Raw genomic sequence first — 23,378 nt, 5'->3', positions numbered from 1 at the left:
AGCCCCGGAAATCCGGAGCCTCTCTTATGGTCCCGCAATTCTCTTCTGATCATCCGCTGCACCAATGCCAGGGACGGCATTGCATATCGTGCGTGGTGGATTGAGCATCGGAGCTATGAAAAAGAAAATGGCGGCTCGAAAGCCGCCTTTTTCAATTTCAAGAGCGAGACCGGTTAGCCGATTGCCATCAGGCTGGCATTGCCGCCTGCAGCCGTCGTGTTGATCGAGGTCGAGACCTCTTCCAAAAGCCAGTTGAGGCAGTAAGCATCGTCCTTGGCGGCCAGTTCTTCCGTCGATGCGGCCTGCGTCAGAACCAATGGTCCCGGCAGCCCCGCGATCTTCTGGTTGACCTCAAGAATGCGCGCACTGTCACCTTCGACAAGTGCACCGGCGAAAGGCGCATCCGCCTGCCAGTCCTTGCTCCAGCCGATGCGGGCGGCAACGCTGGCTGGCAAGTCTTTCAGGCTGGCCTGCAAGCCGGAAGCCGCATCGATTGCCGCCGTGTTGCCGGTGGCAAGCGCTGCTGTCAGCTGGCGATAGAGACCTATCTCGGTCTGCGGCACCAGCAGGATGCGACCACGCGGATGCAGCGCATAGAGGTTGCGTTCACCAACCGGACCCGGCAGCTCGATATCGAGACCGAGCGCCGAAACGCTGCCCGTCTCACGCGCTGCCTGCGCCAGATCGTTCATGCCGCGCTGGCCAAGCCACTTCGCGAAATCCTTGAGCGCTGCATCGGTGTGTACCGAGCTATGGCGCGGCGGGATCGGAGCGGTATCAACCAGACGTCCGAGATAGAGCGGACCACCCGCCTTCGGGCCGGTGCCGGACAGGCCGCGGCCACCGAACGGCTGAACGCCGACAATCGCACCGATGACGTTGCGGTTGATATAGATGTTACCGACGCGGATACGGTCGGCGACATTGGCGATGGTTTCATCAAGGCGCGTATGCAGACCGAAGGTCAGACCATAGCCCGTGGCGTTGATATCATCGATCAGGCGCTCCATGTCGTCGCGCTTGTAGCGCACCACATGCAGAACCGGGCCGAACACTTCACGCTTCAGATCGCGCAGCGTTTCGATTTCGATGATGGTCGGCGCAACATAGGTGCCCTTGGCCGTTTCCGGTCCCAGCGGAAGCTGCTCGACCTTGCGGCCAAGCTCACGCATGCCCTGAATGTGCTTTTCGATGATGCTCTTGGCTTCATCGGTGATGACCGGGCCGATATCAACCTTCAGCTTGTCGGTGCGCCCTATGGACAATTCGCGCAGCGCGCCCTTGAGCATGACCAGAATGCGGTCGGCCACATCTTCCTGCAGGCAAAGCACACGCAGCGCCGAGCAGCGCTGACCGGCACTGTCGAAGGCAGAAGCGATCACGTCGAAGACAACCTGTTCGGCCAGAGCCGAAGAATCGACGATCATGGCGTTCTGGCCGCCGGTTTCGGCGATCAGCGGGATCGGTTTGCCGTTTGGCAGCAGGCGCGAAGCAAGCTGCGCCTGAATGAGTCGCGCAACTTCCGTCGAGCCAGTGAACATCACGCCGCAGGTTTCCGACGCTGCAACCAGTGCCGCACCGATGCGACCATCGCCCGGCAGGAGCTGAAGCGCGTCAGCGGGAATACCGGCTTCGTGCAGGATACGCACGCCCTGCGCTGCGATCAGCGGCGTTTCCTCAGCAGGCTTCGCCAGAACCGGATTGCCAGCGACAAGCGCGGCTGCAATCTGGCCGGTGAAGATAGCGAGCGGGAAGTTCCACGGGCTGATGCAGATGATTGGACCGAGCGCCTTATGCGCAACGCCAAATGTGCGGCGGGTCTGTTCGGCATAATAGCGCAGGAAGTCGATGGCTTCGCGCACTTCGGCAATGGCGTTCGGCATGGACTTGCCCGCTTCACGCATCACGAGGCCGAGCAGTTCCGGCATGTCGCGCTGCATGATGTCGGCAGCGCGATCAAGGCAAGCGGCGCGTTCGGTGGGCGCAACGGCGGACCAGCTTGCAGTCGCCGTCTTTGCAATGGCCATCGCCTTGGCAACATCAGCGGCGTCGATTTCCGTGACCGTGCCGACAACGTCTTCGTGGTCGCCGGGGTTGAGAACCGGGCGGCTTGCGCCCTTTACCTTGACGCCTGCAACCTGCGGCTCGGACGTCCAGCTGCGATCTGCCGTCGCTTCAAGCTTCTTGCTCAGCGCATCGAGCGTCACTTCGTTGGACAGGTCGAAACCGGCGGAATTCTGGCGAGCGCCATAGAGACCTTCCGGCAGCGCAATCTGGTCATGGCGCGCACCGACGACGGCCATGGAGCGCACGACCTCGACCGGATCGGCGACCAGCTCATCAACGGACACATTTTCATCGCCAATGCGATTGACGAAGGATGAGTTCGCGCCGTTTTCGAGCAGGCGGCGCACCAGATAGGCCAGCAGTGTTTCATGCGTGCCAACCGGCGCATAAATGCGGGCCGGACGGCCAAGCTTGGACGGGCCGACAACTTCGTCATAAAGCGGCTCACCCATGCCGTGCAGGCACTGGAATTCGAACTTGCCGGTTTTGAAATCCTGGCCGGCGATGTGATAGATCGTCGCCAGCGTCTGCGCATTGTGGGTCGCGAACTGCGGGAAGACGGCATCGGTTGCCGCCAGCAGCTTGCGAGCGCAGGCAATGTAGGAAACGTCGGTGTGCACCTTGCGGGTATAGACCGGGAAGTCTTCCAGACCGTCCACCTGCGCGCGCTTGATTTCGGCGTCCCAATAAGCGCCCTTCACCAGACGCACCATGACACGGCGCTTGTTCTGGCGGGCCAGATCGATGATGAAATCGAGCACGAACGGGCAGCGCTTGCCATAGGCCTGCACCACGAAGCCGATGCCTTCCCAATCGGCCAGATCCGGATCTTCGATCAGGCTCTGCAACAGATCGAGAGACAGTTCCAGACGGTCAGCTTCTTCGGCGTCAATGTTCAGACCGATATTGTAGGACTTGGCGATGGCCGCGAGTGCCTTCACCTTCGGCAGCAATTCACCCATGACGCGTTCGCTCTGCGAGCGGACATAACGCGGATGCAGCGCCGAAAGCTTGATGGAAATGCCGGGGCCGTCATAGATGCCGCGACCAGCGGAAGCGCGGCCAATGGCATGAATGGCGGTTTCGTAATCCTTGTAGTAGCGCTCGGCGTCGGCAGCGGTGGTCGCGGCCTCGCCCAGCATATCGTAGGAGTAACGGAAGCCGCGTTCTTCGAGCGGCTTGGCGCGCTTCAGCGCTTCATCAATGGTTTCGCCGGTGACGAACTGCTCGCCCATCATGCGCATGGCCATATCGACGCCACGGCGGATAACCGGCTCGCCGCAGCGGGCGATCAGGCGCGTCAACGCAGCCGAAAGGCCGCGATCATTGACGGTGTTGGTCAGCTTACCGGTGACGACGAGGCCCCAGGTGGCAGCATTGACGAACAGCGAGCGACCGCCGCCGATATGGGACTTCCAGTCGCCGTTGGAAATCTTGTCGCGAATAAGCGCGTCGCGGGTCGCCATGTCTGGAATACGCAGCAGCGCTTCGGCAAGGCACATCAGCGCCACGCCTTCCTGGCTCGACAGCGAATATTCATGCACCAGACCTTCAACGCCGGTGCCCTTGTGCTTGGCGCGCAGCGCCTCGATCAGCTTGCGCGCCGTTGCGCGCACCGCCTTGCGGGTTTCATCCGGCAGTGTCGCCTGCTCAACCAGAGCCGTCACGCATTCCGCTTCCGAACGACGATAGGCGCTCGTGATGATCTGACGCAGAGCGCTCTGCTCGCGGATCGGCGGCGCAAAATTCTGGAAAACCGGATTTGTGGGAGCTGGAATTTTATCGGTCATGGTGCAAGGCTCGCAAAAGAGAACAGGCCCGGGCGTAACGCCCAGTTTACCTCTGTTTTATTTGGGTGCACACTATCATCGGCGCAAATTGCATTCTGCCTTGATTTGAACCATATAAAGGAAAAACGATCTTATTATCGCGATCTATAAAGGCAAAATGAATGCGAAAGATAGAGTCTATAGACGATCTGGATCAGTTCGACCGGCGCATTCTGGAAGTTCTCAGCGAAGACGGCAGAATTCCGGTAACCGAGCTGTCTAAAAAGGTCGGTCTTTCCAAGACGCCATGTCAGGCGCGACTGAAAAGGCTGGTCGATGAAGGCTATATTCTGGGCTTTCGCGCGGCTATCGATCCGGAGAAACTTGGCATCGATCACATCGCCTTCACGACGGTCAAACTGTCCGACACACGCGAGGCGGCGCTCAACGCCTTCAACACGGCGGTGCGCAAGATACGCGAGGTGGAAGAGTGCCACATGATCGCGAGCTCGTTCGATTATCTTTTGAAAGTGCGTACACCAAATATCCGTCGCTATCGCGAAGTGCTGGGCGAGAAGATTTCCAGCCTGCCCAATGTGGCAAGCACATCGACCTTCGTGGTGATGGAATCCGTCAAGGACAATCGCCCCGTCAGAGTCTATCCGGGCGCGATCTGACCAAAAGAAAATGGCGGGCATTGCCCGCCATTTTCATTTTCCATTACTGGAACGGATTAGTTCAGGCCAAGCGTGCCGCGCAGCGTGGACAGGTCTTCGGCCAGCGTCGTCACCGGACCGGCAAGCGCCTTGCGGTCGTCTTCCGACAGCTTGTCATAGGTTTCGTAGCCGTCGCCCTTCTTGTACTTGGCAAGAATATCGTCAACGGTCTTGAAGTTGGCTTCGACCTTCTTGATCAGGTCAGGATTTTCCTTCTCGATCAGCGGCTTGAACAACTCGACAATCTTCTGCGCGCCATCGACATTGGCCTTGAAATCCCAAAGGTCGGTGTGGCTGTAACGGTCTTCTTCGCCGGAAATCTTGCCAGCAGCCACTTCCTCCATGAGTGCGGCTGCACCGCCCACGACCTTTTCGGGCGGAACAGTCAGGTCTTTTACACGCTTCTGGAGTTCCAGAACATCGGCATAGAGCTTGTCCGCAAAAGGCGTCAGGCCATCGGTCGTGTTCTGTGCGAACAGGCCATATTCGAGGCGGTGGAAGCCGGTGAAATCTTCCGACTTCTCGCCATTCTCATGATCGTCGGCGCGGCTATCGATGGATGCATCGAGATCCGCGAAAAGTTCGGCAATCGGCTCGATCTTTTCATAGGAGACGCGCGAGGACGGATAGAGTTCTTTGGCCTTCGCCAGATCGCCAGCCTTGATCGCATCCGTGAAAGCCTTGGTGTCCTTCACCAGAATGTCGAGGTGCTCCTGCACATAGACCTTGTAGTCGGCAATCGGCTGGACGAGATCCAGCGGCGAAACCTCGGCCTTGGCAGCGCCGAAGCTGAGCGAGAGCGCGACGGCGCAAGCCGAAGCAAGCCCAGAAACATACAGGGGCAGACGATACTTCATGTTTAGCCTCTCCATGATGATGGACAGAGCGCTCCGGCCTCAACCGTCAAAACGCTCTGTCATCTTGTTTGTGCATTTCTCCAAACAGCTTGGGCAGTTGTGGGGGAAATGCCTCCACCTCACCCGCGGGCGTTTTGCGGCCCGCTCGCCGCAAGCAATCCACGCGCGTAATAGTCCTGATCGTCCGTCACGCCCGGCAGCGCGAAGAAATATCCGCCGCCGATGGGCTTGATATATTCTTCCAGCGGCTCGCCATTGAGGCGGTTCTGGACCGTGATGAAACCTTTTTCGAGGTTGGCCTGATAGGCAATGAACAGCAGCCCCATATCGAGCTGGCCCGACTTGGTGACACCGTTCGAATAGTTGAACGGACGGCGCAGGATCAGGTTCTCATGCGCCTTGGCATCACGCGGATTGGCCAAACGGATATGCGAATCCATCGGCGTGACCTTGCCATCGTGATCCTTGGCAAAATCCGGCACATCGGCTTCTGTCTTACCGTCGAACGGCGCACCGCTATCCTTGCGACGACCGAAAATCGTCTCCTGCTCCTGCAATGGCGTGCGGTCCCAGCGCTCCACCATATTGCGGATGATGCGCACCGCGACATAGCTGCCATTGGCGGCCCAATCCGGCTCGTCGCTTTCCTTCTGCACCCAGACAACCTGCTGCATCAGTTTCTTGTCGGATGCATCCGGATTGGCCGACCCATCGCGGAAACCGAGGAAGTTACGCGCGCTTTCCTTGGCTTTCGGCGAATGCGGCGGCTGCACCGGCACAGTGCCTTCCTGCTTCCAGCGCACCATCAGCAAGTCCGGCATATTCTTCATAATATCGCGAAGCGCGTGAATATTGGTGTCCGGCGTGTTGGAGCAGAACTGGATCATCAGATCGCCATGGCAGATGTCCTTCTGCAAGGCATCGTTGGGGAAGCCGGTCATGCGCTGAAGGCGCTTCGGTCTCATCGGCTTCAGGCCGAAACGGTCATCGAACAGCGAATTGCCGAGCGCGACCGTTATCGTCAAATTGTCCGGCGTCACCGTCGGGCCGAGAATGCCTGAATCAGACGGCGGAAATTTTGCGTCGAGCACCGGCGGCTCGCCGCCCTTCATGAGAAAGGCAGCGCGCTCGGTCAGGAGTTTGAACATGCGCTCAAGTTCACCGCGATCCCGCGCCAGAACATCGAAGGCGGCAACCAGGCCAGCCGCCGGACGCGCATTGACAATGCCCGGCTGGTGAACGCCATGGAACGGCTGGCTTTCGTGAATTTTGTCGCTTTCCGGCGCGTTGGTCACGCTGTCGGAAGACAGTGCATGGGCCGGTTGCGGGTTCAACACGCCCGCCACCGCGCCGGCAACGCCGGTTGCCCCAGCGCCCAGCAGCAATGCGCGGCGTGAAGGTGAAACAGGATTATCGGTTTTCAAAAATTTCTTGGTCATTAATCCACTCCCAATTGATCGCGGAGTTTAGAGAATTGGGCGGCGAGCGAAGCGGCACCGTCCTTGATCTTCGCCTTTTCATCAGACGAAAGATTGTCATAGGTCTTGAAACCATTGCCTTCGGCATTGGCGCTCAAAAGAGCGTTCACCGCAGCCAGTTCCTTGTCGATGCCTTCAAATGCCTTCGCATCGACCTTGTCCACGATGGGACGCAACACATCCACCGTCTTGGCCGCGCCTTCAACGAGACCGGCGAATGCGTGCAGATCGGTGTGGGCATAGCGGTCTTCACCCGTTTCGCCCGCCGTCGAAGCAAAGCGATTAAGCGCCGATGCAGTGCCTGCCAGCATGCGATCCGGCGAAATGCGCAGGGCGCGAATACGCTCCTTCAAGGCACCGGCATCCTGCGCCAGCTTAGTCGCGACCGGAGCCAGACCGTCTGCCGATTTCTGCTCGAACAGCCCGTATTCGATACGATGCAGGCCGCCAAAAGCAGCATCCTGCTCACGCTTTTCAAAATAATCAGCGCGCGCATTGATGGCCGTATCGAGATCGGAGAAGGCTTCGGAAACCGGCGCAATGCGGGCATAGGCGGCGCGGGCCGGACCATAGGCTGCCTGCGCTGCTTCCAGATTGCCGCTGGTGACAGCAGCCGACAGATCGCCTGTCTCCTTCTGGAATTCAGCCACTTCTGCTGCAAGATAAATCTGGTATTCCGCCAGCGCGCCGATGAAGGCGGTCAGTGGCAGCTTCTTGCCCTTCTCGGCATCGCTGGCAGCGGACGGCGTCACCGTCAGCTTGCCACGCGGGTTGGACAGCAGGCCGCAGGTGATCTGATATTCGCCGGGCGCAAGCTTTGCCGTGATTGTCTGCTTGAAACCGGGCGCGATATTTTCGCGCTCTTCCAGCACCATGACGCCATCCAGAATTTCCCACTCGACGGTGCGGTCGGACTTGTTGACGATCTCGAACACCGAGCGGCCCGCCGGAACGGACAACTCGTTCGGCTCGCAGCTTTTGGCATTGATCGCCACCTGAATTTTGCCTTCTGCATCGGCATGGCGCGCCTTGTCCGAAACGCGGGAGGCGTAATAGAAGGCCGCCCCCGCCGCCACGAGCAGCAGCACGGCCAGCACCAGCCCGATGCGAACCAGATTGCGGGAGAAAGGTTCGGTGGCTTTAGGGTTCGTCATGAAAAATCTCTTCGACTAAGCGCTATGCTTGGCCTCAGCGCCCTGAACAGGCGCGGAGGATGGCATCAGGAAAAGAACGAGTGCTGGAACAAGGAAGGCGACATAGGCCACGACTTCGCTAACCGTCGGCGTTGCGATATAGCCGAAGATACCGGCCAGAACCGAACCGAGCGTGCTGTCCAGCGGTAGAATGTCGCTTGCGTCGAAAACCACCGTCTGGAAATGGTTCCAGAGACCGGCTTCGTGCAACGCCATCACCGAATTGGCCAGAATACCGGCGGCGATAATCAGGATGAAAACGCCAGTCCAGCGGAAGAAACGGCGCAGATTGAGCTTCAAACCACCCTTGAAGATGGCATAGCCGACGACAGCGGCAAGCAGCACACCCAGAAGCGCACCGAGCGGGGCGGCAGCGCCTTCGCTTTGCTGGAATGCGGCCAGCAGGAAGAAGACCGACTCCAGCCCCTCGCGGGCAACAGCGAAAAACACCATCAGGATAAGGCCGACGCCCTTATGCGTCGGCGTTTCAAAAGCAGCGTCGATGGAATGATGCAGCTCGGCCTTGATCGAGCGCGCTGCCTTGCGCATCCAGAACACCATGGAAGTCAGCACGAAAACGGCGATCAATCCAATGATGGCTTCGAACAGTTCCTGCGCCTTTTGCGGAAACTCTGCGCTCAGAATTTGCAGGATCGCGCCAACGGTCAGCGACATGGCAAGCGCCAGAAGAATGCCGATCCAGACAACGGGTATCCAGGCGCTGCGTCCCGTCTGATGCAGATAGCTCGCGATGATACCAACGATCAGCGCTGCCTCCACGCCTTCGCGGAACATGATGAGAAACGGTACGAGCATTTCGTTCTATCCAAACAGACAGAGAAACCGGCCCGCCCCTTTTGACCAGTTCTCGATCAGCCTAAGCCTTCGTCAATTGGTCACCTTTTATAATTAGCTTACACCCACTGCAAGACAAATGAACATGACCACGCTAGGAATGTTTTAGAATTATTCTAACGATTTCATGCGTTTATGGGAGCAATTAAGGCACGGCTGACGAACCGCGGCAGACAGGCCGGGGCGACTCACGCCCTATCCCACGGAAAAGATTTTGAATTTTTCTGTGCCGCAACCTGAACCGAAATGAAACACAACCCCCGTTTGCATTGCGGTAGCGCGATCATAAACCCGTGAAAAAGTTCATAATCTTCCGAAATCGACAAAAAAAGTCGACTAAGGGGTTGAACAATGCGGCTGACTGATCCATATCGGGGTTACTTACCGCTGTGCCTCCTCCCATTGCGCGCGGTAAGTGTTCCCCTCTGGAGGTTTGCCCAAGTGGCACCTTCATAACTAAGCCGGACTTCCTAGTCCGGCTCTTTTTTTGCCTGAATTCCTGTAGCGCCAAATAAAAGAAGCTCCACCGCAGTAGAGCTTCAATATTTGAATTATAATAAATGCTTCACATTCTCGGGAAGCATACATTCTCACCGTAATGATCAAAACAACACAATTTCTCGCCGTAGCGCCAGCACTGTAATGTGGATTCTAATCTGGCAGCATTATCCTTCGCGAACGCCGCTCTGGAAGAAAAGCCGATAAAGATCGGAAAGAGAGACAAGACTAAAACTATTATCTTCATGATAAATCCGTCCGATATGTTTTCTTCTATTTGCGATCAGCAGATAATTGCAAAAGCGGCGTTTTCTGAAAACCCCAACAAACCGGACAGAAAAAAGCGCCGCATTTCTGCGGCGCCTTCGTGTTTTCAGTCATCCAACTGGCAATCAACCGTAGGCTGCAACCGGCGGGCACGAGCAGATGAGGTTTCTGTCGCCGCCGACATTGTCCACGCGGCTGACCGGCGGCCAGTATTTTGCCGTGGCGTCGAATTCGCCGCCCAAGGCAATGGCCGGGAACACCGCTTCCTCACGGGTGTAAGGATGCGTCCATTCGCTGGCCAGCGTATCGCCTGCCGTGTGCGGTGCGTTGGCAAGAGGATTGTCATCCTGCGGCCAGACACCCTCGGCGATCTTCTTCGCCTCACCAGCAATGGCAATCATAGCGTCGCAGAGACGGTCGATTTCCGACTTCGGCTCGGATTCTGTCGGCTCGATCATCAGCGTACCCGCAACCGGCCACGACATGGTCGGCGCATGGAAACCATAGTCGATGAGGCGCTTGGCCACATCTTCCACGGTTACGCCCGCGCTATCCTTGAGAACACGCGTATCCACGATGCACTCATGCGCCACGCGGTCATGCGCGCCCGTATAAAGGATCGGATAAGCGTCCTTCAAGCGATGCGCGATGTAGTTGGCATTGAGGATCGCAGCTTCGGTCGCCTTTTTAAGACCTGCACCGCCCATCATGCGGATATACATCCACGTAATGACCAGAATAGACGCGCTGCCGAAGGGAGCTGCCGAAACGGCGTGCTTGGAACCAAGATCAACGTGGCCTGGCAGATAAGGCACCAGATGTTTGGCAACGCCGATCGGACCGACACCCGGACCGCCGCCGCCATGCGGAATGCAGAAGGTCTTGTGCAGGTTCATATGGCAGACATCGGCGCCGATATCGCATGGACGCGCAAGGCCAACGAGTGCATTGAGGTTTGCGCCGTCGAAATAGACCTGACCGCCATTGTCATGGACGATTTCGCAGAAAGCCTTGATGCCTTCTTCGAACACGCCATAGGTCGACGGATAGGTGATCATGAAGGCGGCAAGATTATCGCGATGCTTCTCGGCCTTGGCCTTGAGGTCATCGATATCGATGTCGCCATCCGGGCGGCAATTGACCACGACAACGCTCATGCCTGCCATCGAGGCGCTGGCCGGATTGGTGCCATGCGCAGACGACGGGATCAGGCAAATGTTGCGATGACCTTCACCACGCGACTGGTGATAGTGGCGGATGGCCAAGAGACCGGCATATTCGCCCTGGCTGCCCGCATTCGGCTGCAGCGAAACACCTGCAAAGCCGGTGATTTCGCAAAGCCATGCTTCGACGTCAGCCGTCATCTTCGCATAGCCTTCGGTCTGTGCCGCAGGTGCGAAGGGATGCAGGTTCGCAACCGTGTTCCAGCTCACCGGCATCATTTCTGCCGCCGCATTGAGCTTCATGGTGCAGGAACCAAGCGGGATCATCGCGCGGTCAAGCGCCAGATCCTTGTCGGCCAGACGACGCAGGAAGCGCATCATCTCGGTTTCCGAACGGTGCGAATGGAACACATCCTGCGTCAGGAAGCCCTCACCGCGTCCCTTGCCCGGAACGAGAACCGCGTCGCCTTCGACTACCTTCGCGCCGAACAGAACGGCGAGTGCCGCAAGATCGTCTTCGGTCGAGGTTTCGTCGAAGGTCACGCCAACCGTGTCGGCATCGATGATGCGCAGCAGACGACCGCCCTTGTCGGCCTCGTCAGCGATTTTCGCAGCCTTGCCGGCGACCTTGACCGAAACCGTATCGAACAGGCTTTCGCCTGCGATTTCGACACCAGCGGCCTTGAGACCGGCAGCAAAACGGGCAGCAAGAGCGGCAATGCGTGTGGCAATCGCCTGCAAACCAGCCGGACCGTGCCAGATGGCATAGGATGCAGCCATATTGGCGAGCAGCGCCTGCGCAGTGCAGATGTTCGAGGTCGCCTTATCGCGACGGATGTGCTGTTCGCGGGTCTGGAGCGCCAGCCGATAGGCCGCGCGGCCATGCGCATCGACCGACTGGCCGACAATGCGGCCCGGAATGATGCGGGTGAGCGGCTCGGACACGGCGAGATAAGCGGCATGCGGGCCGCCAAAGCCCATCGGCACGCCGTAACGCTGCATGGAACCGACAGCCATGTCGGCACCCCATTTGACAGGAGCTTCCATGATGGTCAGCGCCAGCGGATCGGCAACGGCGATAACCAGCGCACCCTTGGCTTTTGCATCGGCGATAACGCCGGTGAAGTTGCCATAAACGCCCTTGGTATCCGGCCACGGCACGATGACCGCAGCGGTGTTGTCATCGACAGTGCTGCCAGCTTCAACCAGCCAGCCGAGCGGCTCGGCGCGCGTGTTGACGACATCGACGGTCTGCGGATGCAGATCGCCCGCCAGAAGCACGCGGCTGCGCTTGTCGCGATGATGACGGCAGGCAACGCCGACAGCTTCCGCAACGGCGGTTGCTTCATCGAGCAGCGAGGCGCAGGCAACCGGCAGGCCGGTCAGCTCGGCAACCAGCGTCTGGAAGTGGAACAGCAGCTCCAGACGGCCCTGGCTGATTTCCGACTGGTAAGGCGTATAAGCCGTGTACCAGGCTGGATTTTCAAACAGATTGCGCTGGATCACCGGCGGCGTATGCACGCCATGATAGCCCGCACCGATGAAGCTCTTCTTCACCACGTTGCGGCCCATGATTTCATTCAATTCGGCCAGCGCCGCATGTTCGCTCAACGGCGCTGGCAAATCCAGAGCGCGGTTGAGACGGATGGACGCCGGAACGGCCTGCGTGATGAGGGTTTCCATGGAAGGAAGGCCGAGCGCGGCCAGCATGGCGCGCTCGTCTTCAATTCTCGGCCCGATATGACGGGCAACAAAGGGAAGAACCTGCTGGGTCATCGCTTTATCCTACCAGAGCGTCGTAACCGGCCTTGTCGAGCAGACCGGAAAGCTGGCCTTCATCCGAAAGCTTCAGCTTGAACAGCCAGCCATCGCCTTCGGCAGCCTGATTGATCAGAGCCGGATCGGACGACACGGCTTCGTTGACTTCCACCACTTCGCCGTCAACCGGCGCATAAACGTCGGAAGCGGCCTTGACCGATTCCACAACCACGACGCCCTCGCCCTTGGAAACGGTGCGACCGACTTCCGGCAGCTCGACGAAAACGAGGTCGCCCAGCTGTTCCTGTGCGTGGATCGTTATGCCGACAGTGGCGACGCCGTTTTCGACGCTGATCCACTCGTGATCTTCGGTGAACAGGATTTTGGCCATGGAAATTATCCTTTGCGATAGCGATGCGGTGTGAAGGGAAGCGCCGAAACGTCAACGGGAACCTTGTTGCCGCGAACTTCAGCGAAAATACGTGTGCCGGGCGTGGCGAGGCTGGCCTCGACATAGCCCATGGCGACCGGGAAACCGGCGGAGGGACCAAAGCCGCCCGATGTGACCGTGCCGATCTGGCGGCCGCTTTCATCGAACAGGTCTGCGCCGCCGCGTACCGGCTGCCGGCCTTCCGGCTTGAGGCCGACGCGCTTGGCGGCAGCGCCCTTGGCAATAGTGTCGAGCACTGGCTTGGCACCGTTGAAGGCGGCTTTCTCGCGCACGGCCTTGGTGATCGCCCAGGTGAGACCGGCGGAGACCGGATCGGTTTCCGGCGTGATGTCCTGTCCGTGCAGGCAAAGCCCGGCTTCGAGGCGCAGGCTGTCGCGAGCGGCAAGGCCGATCCACGCAACGCGTTCGTCGGCGAGAAGCTTGGTCGCCAGCGCGCGCGCCTCATCGGCAGGCAGGCCGATTTCAAAACCGTCTTCGCCGGTATAGCCCGAGCGGGTCATGAACCAGCCCGGCTTCGGCTCAAAGCCGCTCATGAAGGCGAGATCGGCAGCACCGGTAAGACCGGCATCGTTAATAACGCTTTCGGCTTCCGGCCCTTGAATGGCGAGGAATACGCGGTCGAGCGGATTGACCGTAACCTGTTTGCCGGAAGCGGCTTCGTTCAAATGCTCGATATCGGCCTCGGCATTACCCGCATTGGCGACGACCATGAAGCGGTCGTCGCCAAGACGCGTGACGATGAGATCGTCCAGAATGCCGCCCTTGTCATTAAGGAAGAAAGTGTATTTCGACTGGCCAGGCTTCAGCACGGTCGGGTCGAGCGGGCAGGTTTCCGCCAGAAGCGCTGCGGCATCGCTGCCGGAAACTTCGACCAGCTTCATATGAGAAATGTCGAAAAGGCCCGCATGGTCACGCGTATGGAGATGTTCCTTCATGACGCCCAGCGGATAGGTGATCGGCATGTTCCAGCCGGCAAAGCCGCCAAAGCGCGCGCCAGCCTGTTCATGCAAGTCCTGCAAAGGCAGGATATTCAAATGTGCGGTATCGCCCATAACAACTCCAGAGTCGCACGTGTGCCTTCCGCAAAATGCGGTAGCTTCGTGCCCCTCTGTCTCAGGCCTGAGAGACTCGCATAGCAAAGCGCTATACTTACACCTTCGGCGCGGAGTTTCCCCCGACTTTCCAGAGTTGTCTTACCCGTCTGCGGTTCCTTGTACCTGAGAGATTTCGGGCGATTTCCCCTTCGGCGGCCAATTGGCGCTCTCCCGCAGACAGACAGTGAAAAAGCATTTGTAAAACGCATGCTTCGGCACCCGACACAAATCCCTTAGCTTAATCCGCTTTGGGAGTCATGTAGAATTGTAGTCTTCAACCGACAATTTCCAGAAGTTTTGCGACAAAACTTGAGCCATTGCGCCCGCCGCCCAAGGATCAGCCGACATGCATGTATAAATCGGAGATTTTCACTAGCTATGCGGAAAATGATAGCGATGGAGGCTCTTTACGGCCTCAAATTTGGTGATTTGGCCATGGAGAACGGCAATTGTGATAACATAATGACCGATCTGCGTAAAAAACATGCAATCTCCAAGCTTAATTGCACATCAGCTATGCAAATCTGGCTCTCCTTTTTCAGATCGCACCAGCCTATATGCTGTCTGCAACACAGAGAGATAGATTTTACTAGGTGAGAGAAATGAACCTGATCCGCTCGTACAACAACTGGCGCCGTTACCGTACAACCGTAAACGAACTGAGCCGCCTGAGCCCACGTGAACTGAACGACCTCGGCATCCTGCCTTCGGAAATTCCGTTCGTCGCACGCAAGGCTGCTGCTCGCTAATCAGCGGGAAAAGCGCCATCCGAAGGCATCAGCCTTCTTTCAGGATCGCGTCCTCCAAACCGCGCGGTCCTTATAGTTTCCAGAGCATTCAATGGCTCAAACGAGTTATCGCCGGGGTTTCCTCCTCCCATTTTTCCCTGGCGATCCAAAGACCGGACATCCTCCTCCCCCCATTGTCCGGTCTTCCCCATAAGCACCCGTCGCTCCTCCCGCGACGGGTGTTTTCGTTTGCGCCGACCTGTTCAGCTTTCCTGTGAGGCAGGCGTCGTCGCAGTTCCCCGATCCAGCAGCATCGAAATTCCGAACACAACCAGACCGGCCAGAGCCAAAAGCGCGCCGACCGTACCGGTCGATGTCCAGCCATAGCCCCATGCAATTGCCAGTCCGCCGAGCCATGCACCGAGTGCATTGGCGAGATTGAGCGCTGAATGGTTGAGCGCCGCAGCGAGCGTCTGGGCATCGGCTGCGACATCCATCAGGCGGGTTTGCAGTGCAGGCACCAGCGCAAAACCGCCGCCGACCAGAAGCACATTGAGGAAAGCGGTGAGCGGATGCTGCATCAGCAGCGGGAATGCCAGCATCACCGCCATGTCATAAAGCAGCACGATCCCAACGGTTCCCATGACGGAACGGTCAGTCAGCCGGGAGCCGACGATGTTGCCCAGCACCATGCCGAGACCGAACATGACAAAGACCAGCGGCATCCATTTCATATCGATATGTGAAACTTCCGTCACGGTGGCGGCGACATAGGAAAAGACGGAAAACAGCCCGCCCGTGCCGATGGCGCCAATGGCAAGCGTTAGCAGCACCTGTTTGCGGCGCAGCGCACCCAGCTCACGCAGCGGCGATGCGCCTTCTGCGGCGGGCAGCTTTGGCACATAAAGCGTCACCATCACCATGGTCAGAATGGCGATCAGGCCGACCGCGCCGAACATGGCGCGCCAACCCGCCACCTGCCCCAGCCATGTGGCCAGCGGCGTGCCGCACAGCGTGGCAATCGTCAGGCCCATCATGACACGCCCAACCGCCTGCGCGCGCTTGCCCGGCTCGGCCAGCGATGCGGCAACCAGCGATGCGACGCCGAAATAAGCGCCATGTGGGAAGCCTGCGATAAAACGCATTATATAAAGGCTGGAATAATCCTGCATGAAAGCGCTGGCGAGATTGCCAAAGGCAAACAGGCCCATCAGCAGGAACAGGAGCTTGCGGCGGTCGAGCTTCGCGCCGATGACGGCCAGCACCGGCGCGCCGATCAGCACGCCCAGTGCATAAGAACTGATGAGATGTCCGCCCTGCGGGATCGTGACGTTGAGGTCGCGGGCAATATCCGGGAGCAGTGCCATGATGGCGAACTCGCCGGTGCCGATGCCGAAGCCACCAATGGCAAGCGCGATTTCCGCCATGCGTTGGGACGAGCGTGGCGAAGATTTCCGCATCGCAGCGGAAGACTGAAATTGTGACATGAATAGGCCTGAAGGGAGTGTAGGAGTCTCGCACACCTACCACCCATTTCATGCAAAGGCGATACGCCTTCTTGTCACGCGTAAAGTTCGAAAGCGCATCCCGAAAAGCGCGAAGCGGTTTTCGGATAAGATGCGCGCGAGAGATCAACTTGCGGCGACGACTTCGATTTCGACCTTGAATTCCTCGCGGGTAAAGCCGGAAACGATCATCAGCGTCGAGGCGGGCGCTGGCTGCGGAAACAGCCTGTCGCGCACGTCCATATAGGGGCGCATATAGGCGCGATCCGTCACATAGGCGTTGATGCGCACGACATTGGAAAGATCCATGCCGCCATCGCGCAAAATGCGACGGATATTCTCGAAGCAAAGCTCGGCTTGCGCGGCCGCATCTTCGGGCACGCTTCCATCCGGCGCGATACCGAGCTGGCCGGAGCAGAACACCAGTTCGGCACCGGCTTGCACCTTCACGCCATGACTATAGGCGGCGAAGGGTGCCGCCATGTCGGCAGGCAGCAAATGTTGCAAAGTGCTCATCGAACGATCCTTATGATTTGGGGGCGCTGGCCAGAAGTTCCTTCAGGCGCGGCGCACCCGCGGCAATGTCGGCTTCCGTGGGGGTGATCCCGGCCGCCAGCAGGCGGCGGGCGATCATGTGGTCGGCCGGGCGATTGATGGAATCAACCGCCACCAGCCTGTCACCGGCAAAATGGAAGATCGAAAAGGCATTATCATCGGGATTGCCTGACAGAATATGACGATCTGCTTCAAATGACAGGCCTGCCGTCTGGAGCTTCATGTCGCCCTGATCAGACCAGAACCACGCCACTTCGCGGAACGGCGTGGCGCGCCCGACAATGCTGCGGGCCACATGCTTGGCCTGATCGGTCGCGTTCTGCACCGATTCCAGCCGCACGCGGCGACCGGCATGAAAATGGTCGTAGCTCACGCAATCGCCGATGGCGTAGACATGATCCGCTGATGTGCGCATCTTTTCATCCACGACAATGCCATTGTCGGTGACGAGTCCGGCTGCGGCAGCGAGTTCGACATTGGGCAGCGCGCCGGTGCCGATAACAACCATATCCGCCGGGAACACGGCCCCATCTGCTGCCTTTACACCGGTCACGCGACCGTTTTCGCCTTCGATTGCCATCACACCAAGCCCGGTGTGCAGCGTAATTCCCGCGGCGCGGCTGCGCGTTTCGACATGTGCAGAGATTTGTGTCGCGACCGAGCGGCCAAGAACACGCGGCGCGGCCTCGATCAGCACGGTATTCTTGCCGAGCGCCATCGCGCTATGTGCCATTTCAAGCCCGATGAAGCCGCCGCCGATGATCACGACATTGCTGATGGTGGGCATGAGGCCAGCAATGCGGCGCGCATCTTCCATCCGGCGCAGCGTGACGACACCGTCAAGATCGACGCCCGGCATGTCGGGAACGCGCGCGCGGGCACCGGTTGCAAAGACCAGATCAGACCAGTGCAGCACGCGACCGTCATCAAGGGTCACCGTGCGGTCGGTCAGCGATACGCCTTCGACCCGATGCCCGAACAACATCTCGATATTATTGTCGCGATAGGCGCTTTCCGGACGCAGCACCAGGCCGCCATGCTCCGGTGCCTTGAGATAGGATTTGGAAAGCGGCGGCTTATGATAGGGAATATCCGTCTCATCGTTGATGAGCACGATGTCTCCGGCATAGCCTTCCTGACGAAGGCTGATTGCGGCCTGCGAGCCCGCATGGCCCGCGCCAATAATAATGCATCTCTCGTCCATAGGACCTCCGGAAATTTCCGCGCATCATAGTCATGTGCTGGTCTGTCGCGTGGCGCATCTACCACGGATTCACATCTTAATTGCACGCGGCTCGCAATTTTTAAACATTTAGTTTGACCAATCGGTCAGATTGTTTAGTAAGGTTGCTGCTTCAAGACAAAATTTGGAGCGCCACCTTGAAACGATATTGGTCCGATTACACGAGCGAGGCGTTTTCGCGCCTTGAGCGCGACAAGCTCGTGGCGGTGTTGCCTGTTGGCGCAATCGAGCAGCACGGACCGCATCTACCGATGTGCGTGGATGCCGCCGTCGCGGATGGCATGGTGGCGGAACTGATCAAACGCTTGCCGGACACGAGTAAGGTTCTGTTCCTGCCGACACAGGCCATTGCCAAGAGCAATGAACACAAGCGCTATCCCGGCACGCTGACCTTTTCAGTCGAAACTGTCATCCGCATGTGGTGCGAGATAGGCACCTGCGTGGCGGCAAGCGGCGTGCGCAAGATGGTGCTGTTCAACAGCCATGGCGGCAATATTCCGGTGATGGACATTGTCGCCCGCGAATTGCGCGTGCAGCACAATATGATGGTCTTCTGCCTCAACTGGTTCGGCCTGGGCATGCCCGATGGCGTTTACAGCGAGCATGACCTGAAGCATGGCATTCATGCTGGCGACATGGAAACATCGGTGATGCTGGAAATGCATCCCGATCTGGTGGTGATGGAAAAGGCGCAGGATTTCCGCACGCTGACCGAAGTTTTCGCCGACGAATACAAGCACATCAGCCTTGGCGGCGGCGCCAAGCCCGCATGGCAGATGCAGGATATCAATGCCTATGGCGCAGCCGGCAACGCATCGATTGCCACCGCTGAAAAGGGTCGCAAGACCATCGATTTTGCTGCCGACCGGCTGATTGAAGCGCTGGGCGAGATTGAGCGCGCGCCGCTCTCCTGGCTCGACAAAAATCCCGCTTGGTAAGGACGATGAGCGTGGCCCCCAACTCGCAGAACCAGTCACCACTGATCGACATCAACGGCGTCTACAAGCAGTACGGCACCGGCGTCATGGCCGTGAACGACATGTCGCTCAAGATCGAGCAAGGCCAGTTCGTCAGCTTTCTTGGGCCTTCGGGCTGCGGCAAGAGCACGGCGCTGCGCATGATCGCCGGACTGGAATCGGTCTCGGCTGGCGAAATTCGCGTCAATGGTCATGCGCCCGGCAAGGGTCCTTCCGGCGCACAGGATATCGGCTTTGTGTTTCAGGAGCCGACGCTGATGCCCTGGGCCAGCGTCTATGACAATGTCTATCTGCCGCTGCGGCTTTCCGGCGTTTCGCGCAAGGAAGCCAAGCCCCGCATTGAAGAAGTGCTGACGCAGGTTGGCCTGTCGCGTTTTGCCAATGCCTTTCCGCGGGAGCTTTCGGGAGGCATGAAAATGCGCGTTTCCATTGCGCGCGCATTGGTGACTCGCCCGCGCCTGCTTTTGATGGACGAGCCTTTTGCAGCGCTCGACGAGATGACGCGCTTCAAGCTCAATAATGACGTGTTGCGGCTGTGGCAGGAACACGGACTGACCGTGATCTTCGTCACCCACAGCGTCTATGAGTCGGTCTATCTCTCCAACCGCGTGATCGTGATGGCGGCGCGTCCGGGTCGTGTCGTCGCGGACATTCCCATCATCGGCACTTATCCGCGGGCCGAAAACTACCGCACCACGGATTCTTACGCGAAATATTGCGCCAAGGTTTCCGATACGCTGACCGCGACGCTTTCCTCTGAAGATATCGATCACTGAGGACATGCAAATGAACCAGATGCAAAACGAACTGCCAGTCCTCAATTCCGAACAGGATCGTCTCGCACGACGCGAACGCACGCTGCGCATTCTCATGCCGACGCTGGCGATCATTATCGCGCTCGGCATCTGGGAAGGTCTGGTGCGCTTCTATGAAGTGCCACATTACCTGATCCCGGCCCCGTCACTGATTGCCGAAACGCTGTTCAAGGACGGCCCGTCGCTGATGGCCTCCATGTGGTTCACCGTCAAGCTGACGCTCATCTCGCTGGCCTGCGCCATCATTGGCGGCGTTTTGCTCGGCATGGTGTTTGCGCTTTCGCGTCCGATCGAAATGGCGTTCTTCCCCTTCGCCGTCATCCTTCAGGTGACGCCGGTCATCGCCATCGCGCCGCTGATCCTGATCTATGTGCGCGATACTTTCTCGGCCCTGCTTATCTGCGCGTGGATTGTCGCTTTCTTCCCGATTCTGTCCAATACGGTGATCGGACTGCGCAGCGCCGACCACAATCTGCGCGATCTGTTCAAGCTTTATCGCGCCTCGCCGTGGCAGCGCCTGCGCTATCTGCTGGCCCCGAGCGCGCTGCCCTATTTCATGGCGGCCCTGAAAATCGCCGGTGGCCTGTCGCTGATCGGCGCCGTGGTGGCTGAATTCGTCGCAGGCACCGCAGGCCAGAGCACCGGCCTTGCCTCGCGTATTCTGGAATCGAGCTTCCGTAATGAAATCCCGCGCATGTTTGCGGCGCTTTTCCTCGTTTCGCTGCTGGGTATCGTGATCTTCCTGATCACCAGCTGGCTGTCGCGCCTTGTCCTAGGACGCTGGCACGAAAGCGAAATTCGCCGGGACCGCTGATATGTTGAATGGCGTCGCCATCGCGGGCCGTCCGGGCCGCCACGACATCACCGTCGAGCATGGACGCATTGCCGCGATCACGTCGTCGCAAGCGACAGGCGGCGGGTGCGTCACGCCGCTTTTGGCCGATGTGCATGTGCATCTCGACAAGACGTTCACCATCCAGCGCATCGCGCAGAATGGCGACACGAAGGTCGAGTGCCTGTTCGATGCCATCGACCTGATGAACACCGACCGCCAGAACTGGAACGCCGAAGACATCCGCACCCGCGCCACGCGCGGCCTTGAGGCGGCTTTTGCGCAGGGCGTCGGCGCTATTCGCAGCCATGTGGATTGGACCAGCCCGGAAGTTCCGACCGCCTGGCCTGTTCTCAACGAATTGCGACAGGAATGGAAAGACCGCATTGATCTTCAACTTGCGGCCCTTGTTCACGGCGATCTGGTTCTGGAAGCAGGCAGTGACATTGCGACCCACGTGAAGGCCGATGGCGGTGTGTTTGGCGCGTTTTTCTATCGCAATGCCGATCTTGCAGCCAAGATAGAGGAAATGTTCCGTCTCGCTGTCGAAAACGATCTCGATCTCGACTTTCATGTTGATGAAGGTCTGGATGTTGAAGCGGACGGATTTTCGCTGATTGTCAATGCGAGCGCACGGCATCATATGGCGGGCCGCGTTTTGTGCGGCCATGCCTGCTCGCTTTCGCTGCGAACAGTGGATGAACTCACGCGTATTCTGGATGCCGCCGCGCAAGCAGGTGTCGCGCTTGTCTCGCTACCCACCACCAATCTCTATCTGCAAGACCGGATCGGCGGAAAATCGCCGCGTCTTCGTGGTGTGGCCCCGCTGAAAGAAGCGCGTCTGGCCGGTGTGGAAACCATGCTTGGCTCCGACAATGTACGCGATGCCTTTTACCCCTATGGCGACTATGATCCGCTCGCGATCCTGCGCCTTGCGGCACCTGTCTGCCATCTGGAGCCGGAAGAATGGCTCGACAGCATCACCACCCTGCCCGCGCGCCTGATCAGGAGCGAGCGCGTGCAGGCGCTGTCCGCAGGCGGTGCCGCCAATTTCATCTGGCACGATGCCGAAGACCTCAATGATCTCATCAGCCGTCCGCAAGCCCTCCGCCGTGTCTGGCGCGACGGCGTTGCCTCGGACCATGTTTACGGGAGAAACCCATGAATTCTGTCGCCCCGCAGCGCATCTATGACTGGGCCGCATTCCGCGCCGAAATCGACGGCATCCGCATCTATGACGACCCCAAGCAGGTCGAACTGCGTTCCCGCGATTACTTCTGGTACAGCCCGATCCTGACCGAAGATATCGGCCATTATGTCGGCGACCTCGTCGTCATTCCGAAGGATCAGGACGAAGTGCGCCGTGTGGCGGCGGCAGCCGCGAAACTGCGCATACCAATCACGGTTCGCGGCGGCGGTACGGGCAATTACGGCCAGTGCGTTCCGCTTGAAGGCGGCATCATCCTCGACATGACCAAGATCGACCGCATCATAGCCGTCGAGCCGGGCAAGGTGCGCGTCGAAGGCGGCGCGCGCATTTCGCGTCTTGACGACGCCGTGCGCGAAACCGGACAAGAACTGTTGATGTATCCTTCCACCCGTCGCATCGCCACCATTGGCGGCTTCTTCTCAGGCGGTTCGGGCGGTATCGGATCACTGCGACATGGCATGTTGCGCGATGACGGCAATGTCTATTCGGTCAAGGTTCTGACCGTCGAGCCGGAGCCGAAAATCATCGAGCTGACGGGCCGCGACATCCACAAGGTCCAGCATGCCTATGGCACCAACGGCATAATTCTGGAGCTGGAAATCGGGCTGACCAAGGCGACCGACTGGATCCATACCGCAGCGCTCTTCGACAGCTATGAAGCAACGCTGAACTTCTGCCTCAAGGCGCTGGAAGAAAACCTGGATTGCTATCTCCTGACCACCGTGGATCGCCGCTTCGCGCGCTTCTACACCAAGTTCGGCGACCTTTTCCCATCCGACAAGGATGCCGTTTTCGCCATGATCGCGCCGGAAGAACGCGAGCGGTTCGCAGAGCTCGCCACAGAGTTCAACGGTCAGGTGTCGTTCTCCATGACGCTGGACGAGCTGCACAAGGCCGGCCTTCAGCCTGCCTATGAATGCGGCTGGAACCACACCACGCTTCAGGCGCTGAAGGCGGAACCGGGCTGGACCTATCTTCAGGTCGCCTATCCGCGCCCCTTCGACCCGGCATTGGTCAATCGCCAGATCGAGCGTTATGGCGACACGCAATATATGCACCATGAAATGGCGCGCCTTGAAGGCGAAGTGCAGATTTTCGGCCTGCCACTGGTGCGCTTCGAGGACCGCGACGCGATGTATAAGCTCATCGGCGAGCTGGAACAGGTTGACGGCTGCGACATCTACGATCCCCATGCCTATACCATCGAGGATGGCGGCATGAAGGAGATCGACAGTGTGCAGATCGAATTCAAGAAACTGGCCGACCCTTATGGTCTGCTCAATCCCGGTAAAACACGCGGCTGGACCGCCGACATGGCACTTTCGAACTGATAATAGGGGAACGAAA

18 protein-coding genes and 1 riboswitch are annotated in these 23,378 nt (G+C 58.8%); of the genes, 7 read left to right on the top strand and 11 right to left on the bottom strand.

Features of this window, described 5'->3' with window-relative positions; all coding sequences use genetic code 11:
- Nucleotides 1–173: 173 nt before the first annotated feature.
- Nucleotides 174–3,857 (bottom strand): trifunctional transcriptional regulator/proline dehydrogenase/L-glutamate gamma-semialdehyde dehydrogenase, encoded by a 3,684-nt coding sequence (putA, locus tag ABWW11_RS16645; RefSeq protein WP_109367193.1) that lies wholly within the window; start codon nucleotides 3,855–3,857, stop codon nucleotides 174–176.
- Nucleotides 3,858–4,018: 161 nt separating this feature from the next.
- Between putA and ABWW11_RS16640 the strand changes: the two genes are divergently transcribed.
- Nucleotides 4,019–4,513 carry an Lrp/AsnC family transcriptional regulator gene (locus ABWW11_RS16640; protein WP_109367192.1) on the top strand — a complete coding sequence of 165 codons (495 nt, stop codon included), beginning with the start codon at nucleotides 4,019–4,021 and terminating at the stop codon, nucleotides 4,511–4,513.
- A 56-nt stretch (nucleotides 4,514–4,569) separates the two neighbouring features.
- Here ABWW11_RS16640 and efeO (ABWW11_RS16635) read toward each other — a convergent pair whose 3' ends face one another.
- From efeO (ABWW11_RS16635) to gcvT, 7 genes are all read right to left on the bottom strand, one after another.
- Nucleotides 4,570–5,409, bottom strand: coding sequence for an iron uptake system protein EfeO (gene efeO / locus ABWW11_RS16635; protein ID WP_109367191.1), 840 nt, complete (start codon nucleotides 5,407–5,409; stop codon nucleotides 4,570–4,572).
- Nucleotides 5,410–5,528: 119 nt separating this feature from the next.
- On the bottom strand, nucleotides 5,529–6,848 hold the full coding sequence (efeB, locus tag ABWW11_RS16630) for an iron uptake transporter deferrochelatase/peroxidase subunit (RefSeq protein WP_109367190.1): 1,320 nt from the start codon (nucleotides 6,846–6,848) through the stop codon (nucleotides 5,529–5,531).
- On the bottom strand, nucleotides 6,848–8,041 hold the full coding sequence (gene efeO / locus ABWW11_RS16625; protein WP_319080502.1) for an iron uptake system protein EfeO: 1,194 nt from the start codon (nucleotides 8,039–8,041) through the stop codon (nucleotides 6,848–6,850). The genes efeB and efeO (ABWW11_RS16625) overlap by 1 nt, the downstream gene beginning before the upstream one ends.
- A 15-nt stretch (nucleotides 8,042–8,056) precedes the next feature.
- Nucleotides 8,057–8,896, bottom strand: coding sequence for an iron uptake transporter permease EfeU (gene efeU, locus ABWW11_RS16620; RefSeq protein WP_319080500.1), 840 nt, complete (start codon nucleotides 8,894–8,896; stop codon nucleotides 8,057–8,059).
- A 929-nt stretch (nucleotides 8,897–9,825) separates the two neighbouring features.
- Entirely contained in the window at nucleotides 9,826–12,639 is a 2,814-nt protein-coding gene (gene gcvP, locus ABWW11_RS16615; protein ID WP_109367187.1) for an aminomethyl-transferring glycine dehydrogenase, read from the bottom strand.
- A gap of 4 nt (nucleotides 12,640–12,643) precedes the next feature.
- Nucleotides 12,644–13,012 carry a glycine cleavage system protein GcvH gene (gcvH, locus tag ABWW11_RS16610; RefSeq protein ID WP_109367186.1) on the bottom strand — a complete coding sequence of 123 codons (369 nt, stop codon included), beginning with the start codon at nucleotides 13,010–13,012 and terminating at the stop codon, nucleotides 12,644–12,646.
- 5 nt (nucleotides 13,013–13,017) lie between these two features.
- Nucleotides 13,018–14,124, bottom strand: a complete 1,107-nt coding sequence (gene gcvT / locus ABWW11_RS16605; protein WP_109367185.1) for a glycine cleavage system aminomethyltransferase GcvT — start codon at nucleotides 14,122–14,124, stop codon at nucleotides 13,018–13,020.
- A 142-nt stretch (nucleotides 14,125–14,266) separates the two neighbouring features.
- Nucleotides 14,267–14,350, bottom strand: a riboswitch (glycine riboswitch).
- Nucleotides 14,351–14,768: 418 nt separating this feature from the next.
- Here gcvT and ABWW11_RS16600 point away from each other — a divergent pair.
- Nucleotides 14,769–14,915 (top strand): DUF1127 domain-containing protein, encoded by a 147-nt coding sequence (locus tag ABWW11_RS16600; RefSeq protein ID WP_078336788.1) that lies wholly within the window; start codon nucleotides 14,769–14,771, stop codon nucleotides 14,913–14,915.
- Nucleotides 14,916–15,157: 242 nt separating this feature from the next.
- Here ABWW11_RS16600 and ABWW11_RS16595 read toward each other — a convergent pair whose 3' ends face one another.
- The 3 genes from ABWW11_RS16595 to ABWW11_RS16585 form a co-directional block, all read right to left on the bottom strand.
- Nucleotides 15,158–16,261 (bottom strand): MFS transporter, encoded by a 1,104-nt coding sequence (locus ABWW11_RS16595; protein ID WP_244597129.1) that lies wholly within the window; start codon nucleotides 16,259–16,261, stop codon nucleotides 15,158–15,160.
- A 264-nt stretch (nucleotides 16,262–16,525) separates the two neighbouring features.
- Nucleotides 16,526–16,915: a RidA family protein gene (locus ABWW11_RS16590; protein ID WP_109367182.1), complete on the bottom strand. Its 390-nt coding sequence runs from the start codon at nucleotides 16,913–16,915 to the stop codon at nucleotides 16,526–16,528.
- 10 nt (nucleotides 16,916–16,925) lie between these two features.
- Nucleotides 16,926–18,158, bottom strand: a complete 1,233-nt coding sequence (locus tag ABWW11_RS16585) for an NAD(P)/FAD-dependent oxidoreductase (protein WP_109367181.1) — start codon at nucleotides 18,156–18,158, stop codon at nucleotides 16,926–16,928.
- Between the two features lie 176 nt (nucleotides 18,159–18,334).
- On the opposite strand from ABWW11_RS16585, the gene ABWW11_RS16580 reads away from it, so the two are divergent.
- The 5 genes from ABWW11_RS16580 to ABWW11_RS16560 are packed head-to-tail and all read left to right on the top strand — an operon-like array spanning nucleotide 18,335 to nucleotide 23,362.
- The gene (locus ABWW11_RS16580; protein ID WP_109367180.1) at nucleotides 18,335–19,135 is read left to right on the top strand and encodes a creatininase family protein; all 801 of its coding nucleotides are present in this window, start codon (nucleotides 18,335–18,337) and stop codon (nucleotides 19,133–19,135) included.
- Nucleotides 19,136–19,140: 5 nt separating this feature from the next.
- The gene (locus tag ABWW11_RS16575; RefSeq protein ID WP_109367179.1) at nucleotides 19,141–19,950 is read left to right on the top strand and encodes an ABC transporter ATP-binding protein; all 810 of its coding nucleotides are present in this window, start codon (nucleotides 19,141–19,143) and stop codon (nucleotides 19,948–19,950) included.
- A gap of 10 nt (nucleotides 19,951–19,960) precedes the next feature.
- The gene (locus tag ABWW11_RS16570; RefSeq protein WP_171058738.1) at nucleotides 19,961–20,803 is read left to right on the top strand and encodes an ABC transporter permease; all 843 of its coding nucleotides are present in this window, start codon (nucleotides 19,961–19,963) and stop codon (nucleotides 20,801–20,803) included.
- A 1-nt stretch (nucleotide 20,804) separates the two neighbouring features.
- Complete coding sequence (locus ABWW11_RS16565) at nucleotides 20,805–21,986, top strand: amidohydrolase family protein (protein WP_109367178.1); 1,182 nt, start codon at nucleotides 20,805–20,807, stop codon at nucleotides 21,984–21,986.
- On the top strand, nucleotides 21,983–23,362 hold the full coding sequence (locus tag ABWW11_RS16560; protein ID WP_109367177.1) for an FAD-binding oxidoreductase: 1,380 nt from the start codon (nucleotides 21,983–21,985) through the stop codon (nucleotides 23,360–23,362). Before ABWW11_RS16565 ends, ABWW11_RS16560 begins: the two co-directional genes overlap by 4 nt.
- Nucleotides 23,363–23,378 lie beyond the last annotated feature (16 nt).

It is taken from the genome of Brucella sp. NBRC 113783, assembly GCF_040372265.1.
GTDB classification, from domain to species: Bacteria; Pseudomonadota; Alphaproteobacteria; order Rhizobiales; family Rhizobiaceae; genus Brucella; species Brucella teleogrylli.
Note: the sequence above shows the minus strand (reverse complement) of the source record. Positions and strands in the feature narration are given on the sequence as shown.

Bases quoted from the DNA above. Each gene is read 5' to 3' on its own strand.
- putA (WP_109367193.1), bottom strand. From the start codon at position 3,857: ATGACCGATAAAATTCCAGCTCCCACAAATCCGGTTTTCCAGAATTTT.
- ABWW11_RS16640 (WP_109367192.1), top strand. From the start codon at position 4,019: ATGCGAAAGATAGAGTCTATAGACGATCTGGATCAGTTCGACCGGCGC.
- efeO (WP_109367191.1), bottom strand. From the start codon at position 5,409: ATGAAGTATCGTCTGCCCCTGTATGTTTCTGGGCTTGCTTCGGCTTGC.
- efeB (WP_109367190.1), bottom strand. From the start codon at position 6,848: ATGACCAAGAAATTTTTGAAAACCGATAATCCTGTTTCACCTTCACGC.
- efeO (WP_319080502.1), bottom strand. From the start codon at position 8,041: ATGACGAACCCTAAAGCCACCGAACCTTTCTCCCGCAATCTGGTTCGC.
- efeU (WP_319080500.1), bottom strand. From the start codon at position 8,896: ATGCTCGTACCGTTTCTCATCATGTTCCGCGAAGGCGTGGAGGCAGCG.
- gcvP (WP_109367187.1), bottom strand. From the start codon at position 12,639: ATGACCCAGCAGGTTCTTCCCTTTGTTGCCCGTCATATCGGGCCGAGA.
- gcvH (WP_109367186.1), bottom strand. From the start codon at position 13,012: ATGGCCAAAATCCTGTTCACCGAAGATCACGAGTGGATCAGCGTCGAA.
- gcvT (WP_109367185.1), bottom strand. From the start codon at position 14,124: ATGGGCGATACCGCACATTTGAATATCCTGCCTTTGCAGGACTTGCAT.
- ABWW11_RS16600 (WP_078336788.1), top strand. From the start codon at position 14,769: ATGAACCTGATCCGCTCGTACAACAACTGGCGCCGTTACCGTACAACC.
- ABWW11_RS16595 (WP_244597129.1), bottom strand. From the start codon at position 16,261: ATGGCACTGCTCCCGGATATTGCCCGCGACCTCAACGTCACGATCCCG.
- ABWW11_RS16590 (WP_109367182.1), bottom strand. From the start codon at position 16,915: ATGAGCACTTTGCAACATTTGCTGCCTGCCGACATGGCGGCACCCTTC.
- ABWW11_RS16585 (WP_109367181.1), bottom strand. From the start codon at position 18,158: ATGGACGAGAGATGCATTATTATTGGCGCGGGCCATGCGGGCTCGCAG.
- ABWW11_RS16575 (WP_109367179.1), top strand. From the start codon at position 19,141: ATGAGCGTGGCCCCCAACTCGCAGAACCAGTCACCACTGATCGACATC.
- ABWW11_RS16570 (WP_171058738.1), top strand. From the start codon at position 19,961: ATGAACCAGATGCAAAACGAACTGCCAGTCCTCAATTCCGAACAGGAT.
- ABWW11_RS16565 (WP_109367178.1), top strand. From the start codon at position 20,805: ATGTTGAATGGCGTCGCCATCGCGGGCCGTCCGGGCCGCCACGACATC.
- ABWW11_RS16560 (WP_109367177.1), top strand. From the start codon at position 21,983: ATGAATTCTGTCGCCCCGCAGCGCATCTATGACTGGGCCGCATTCCGC.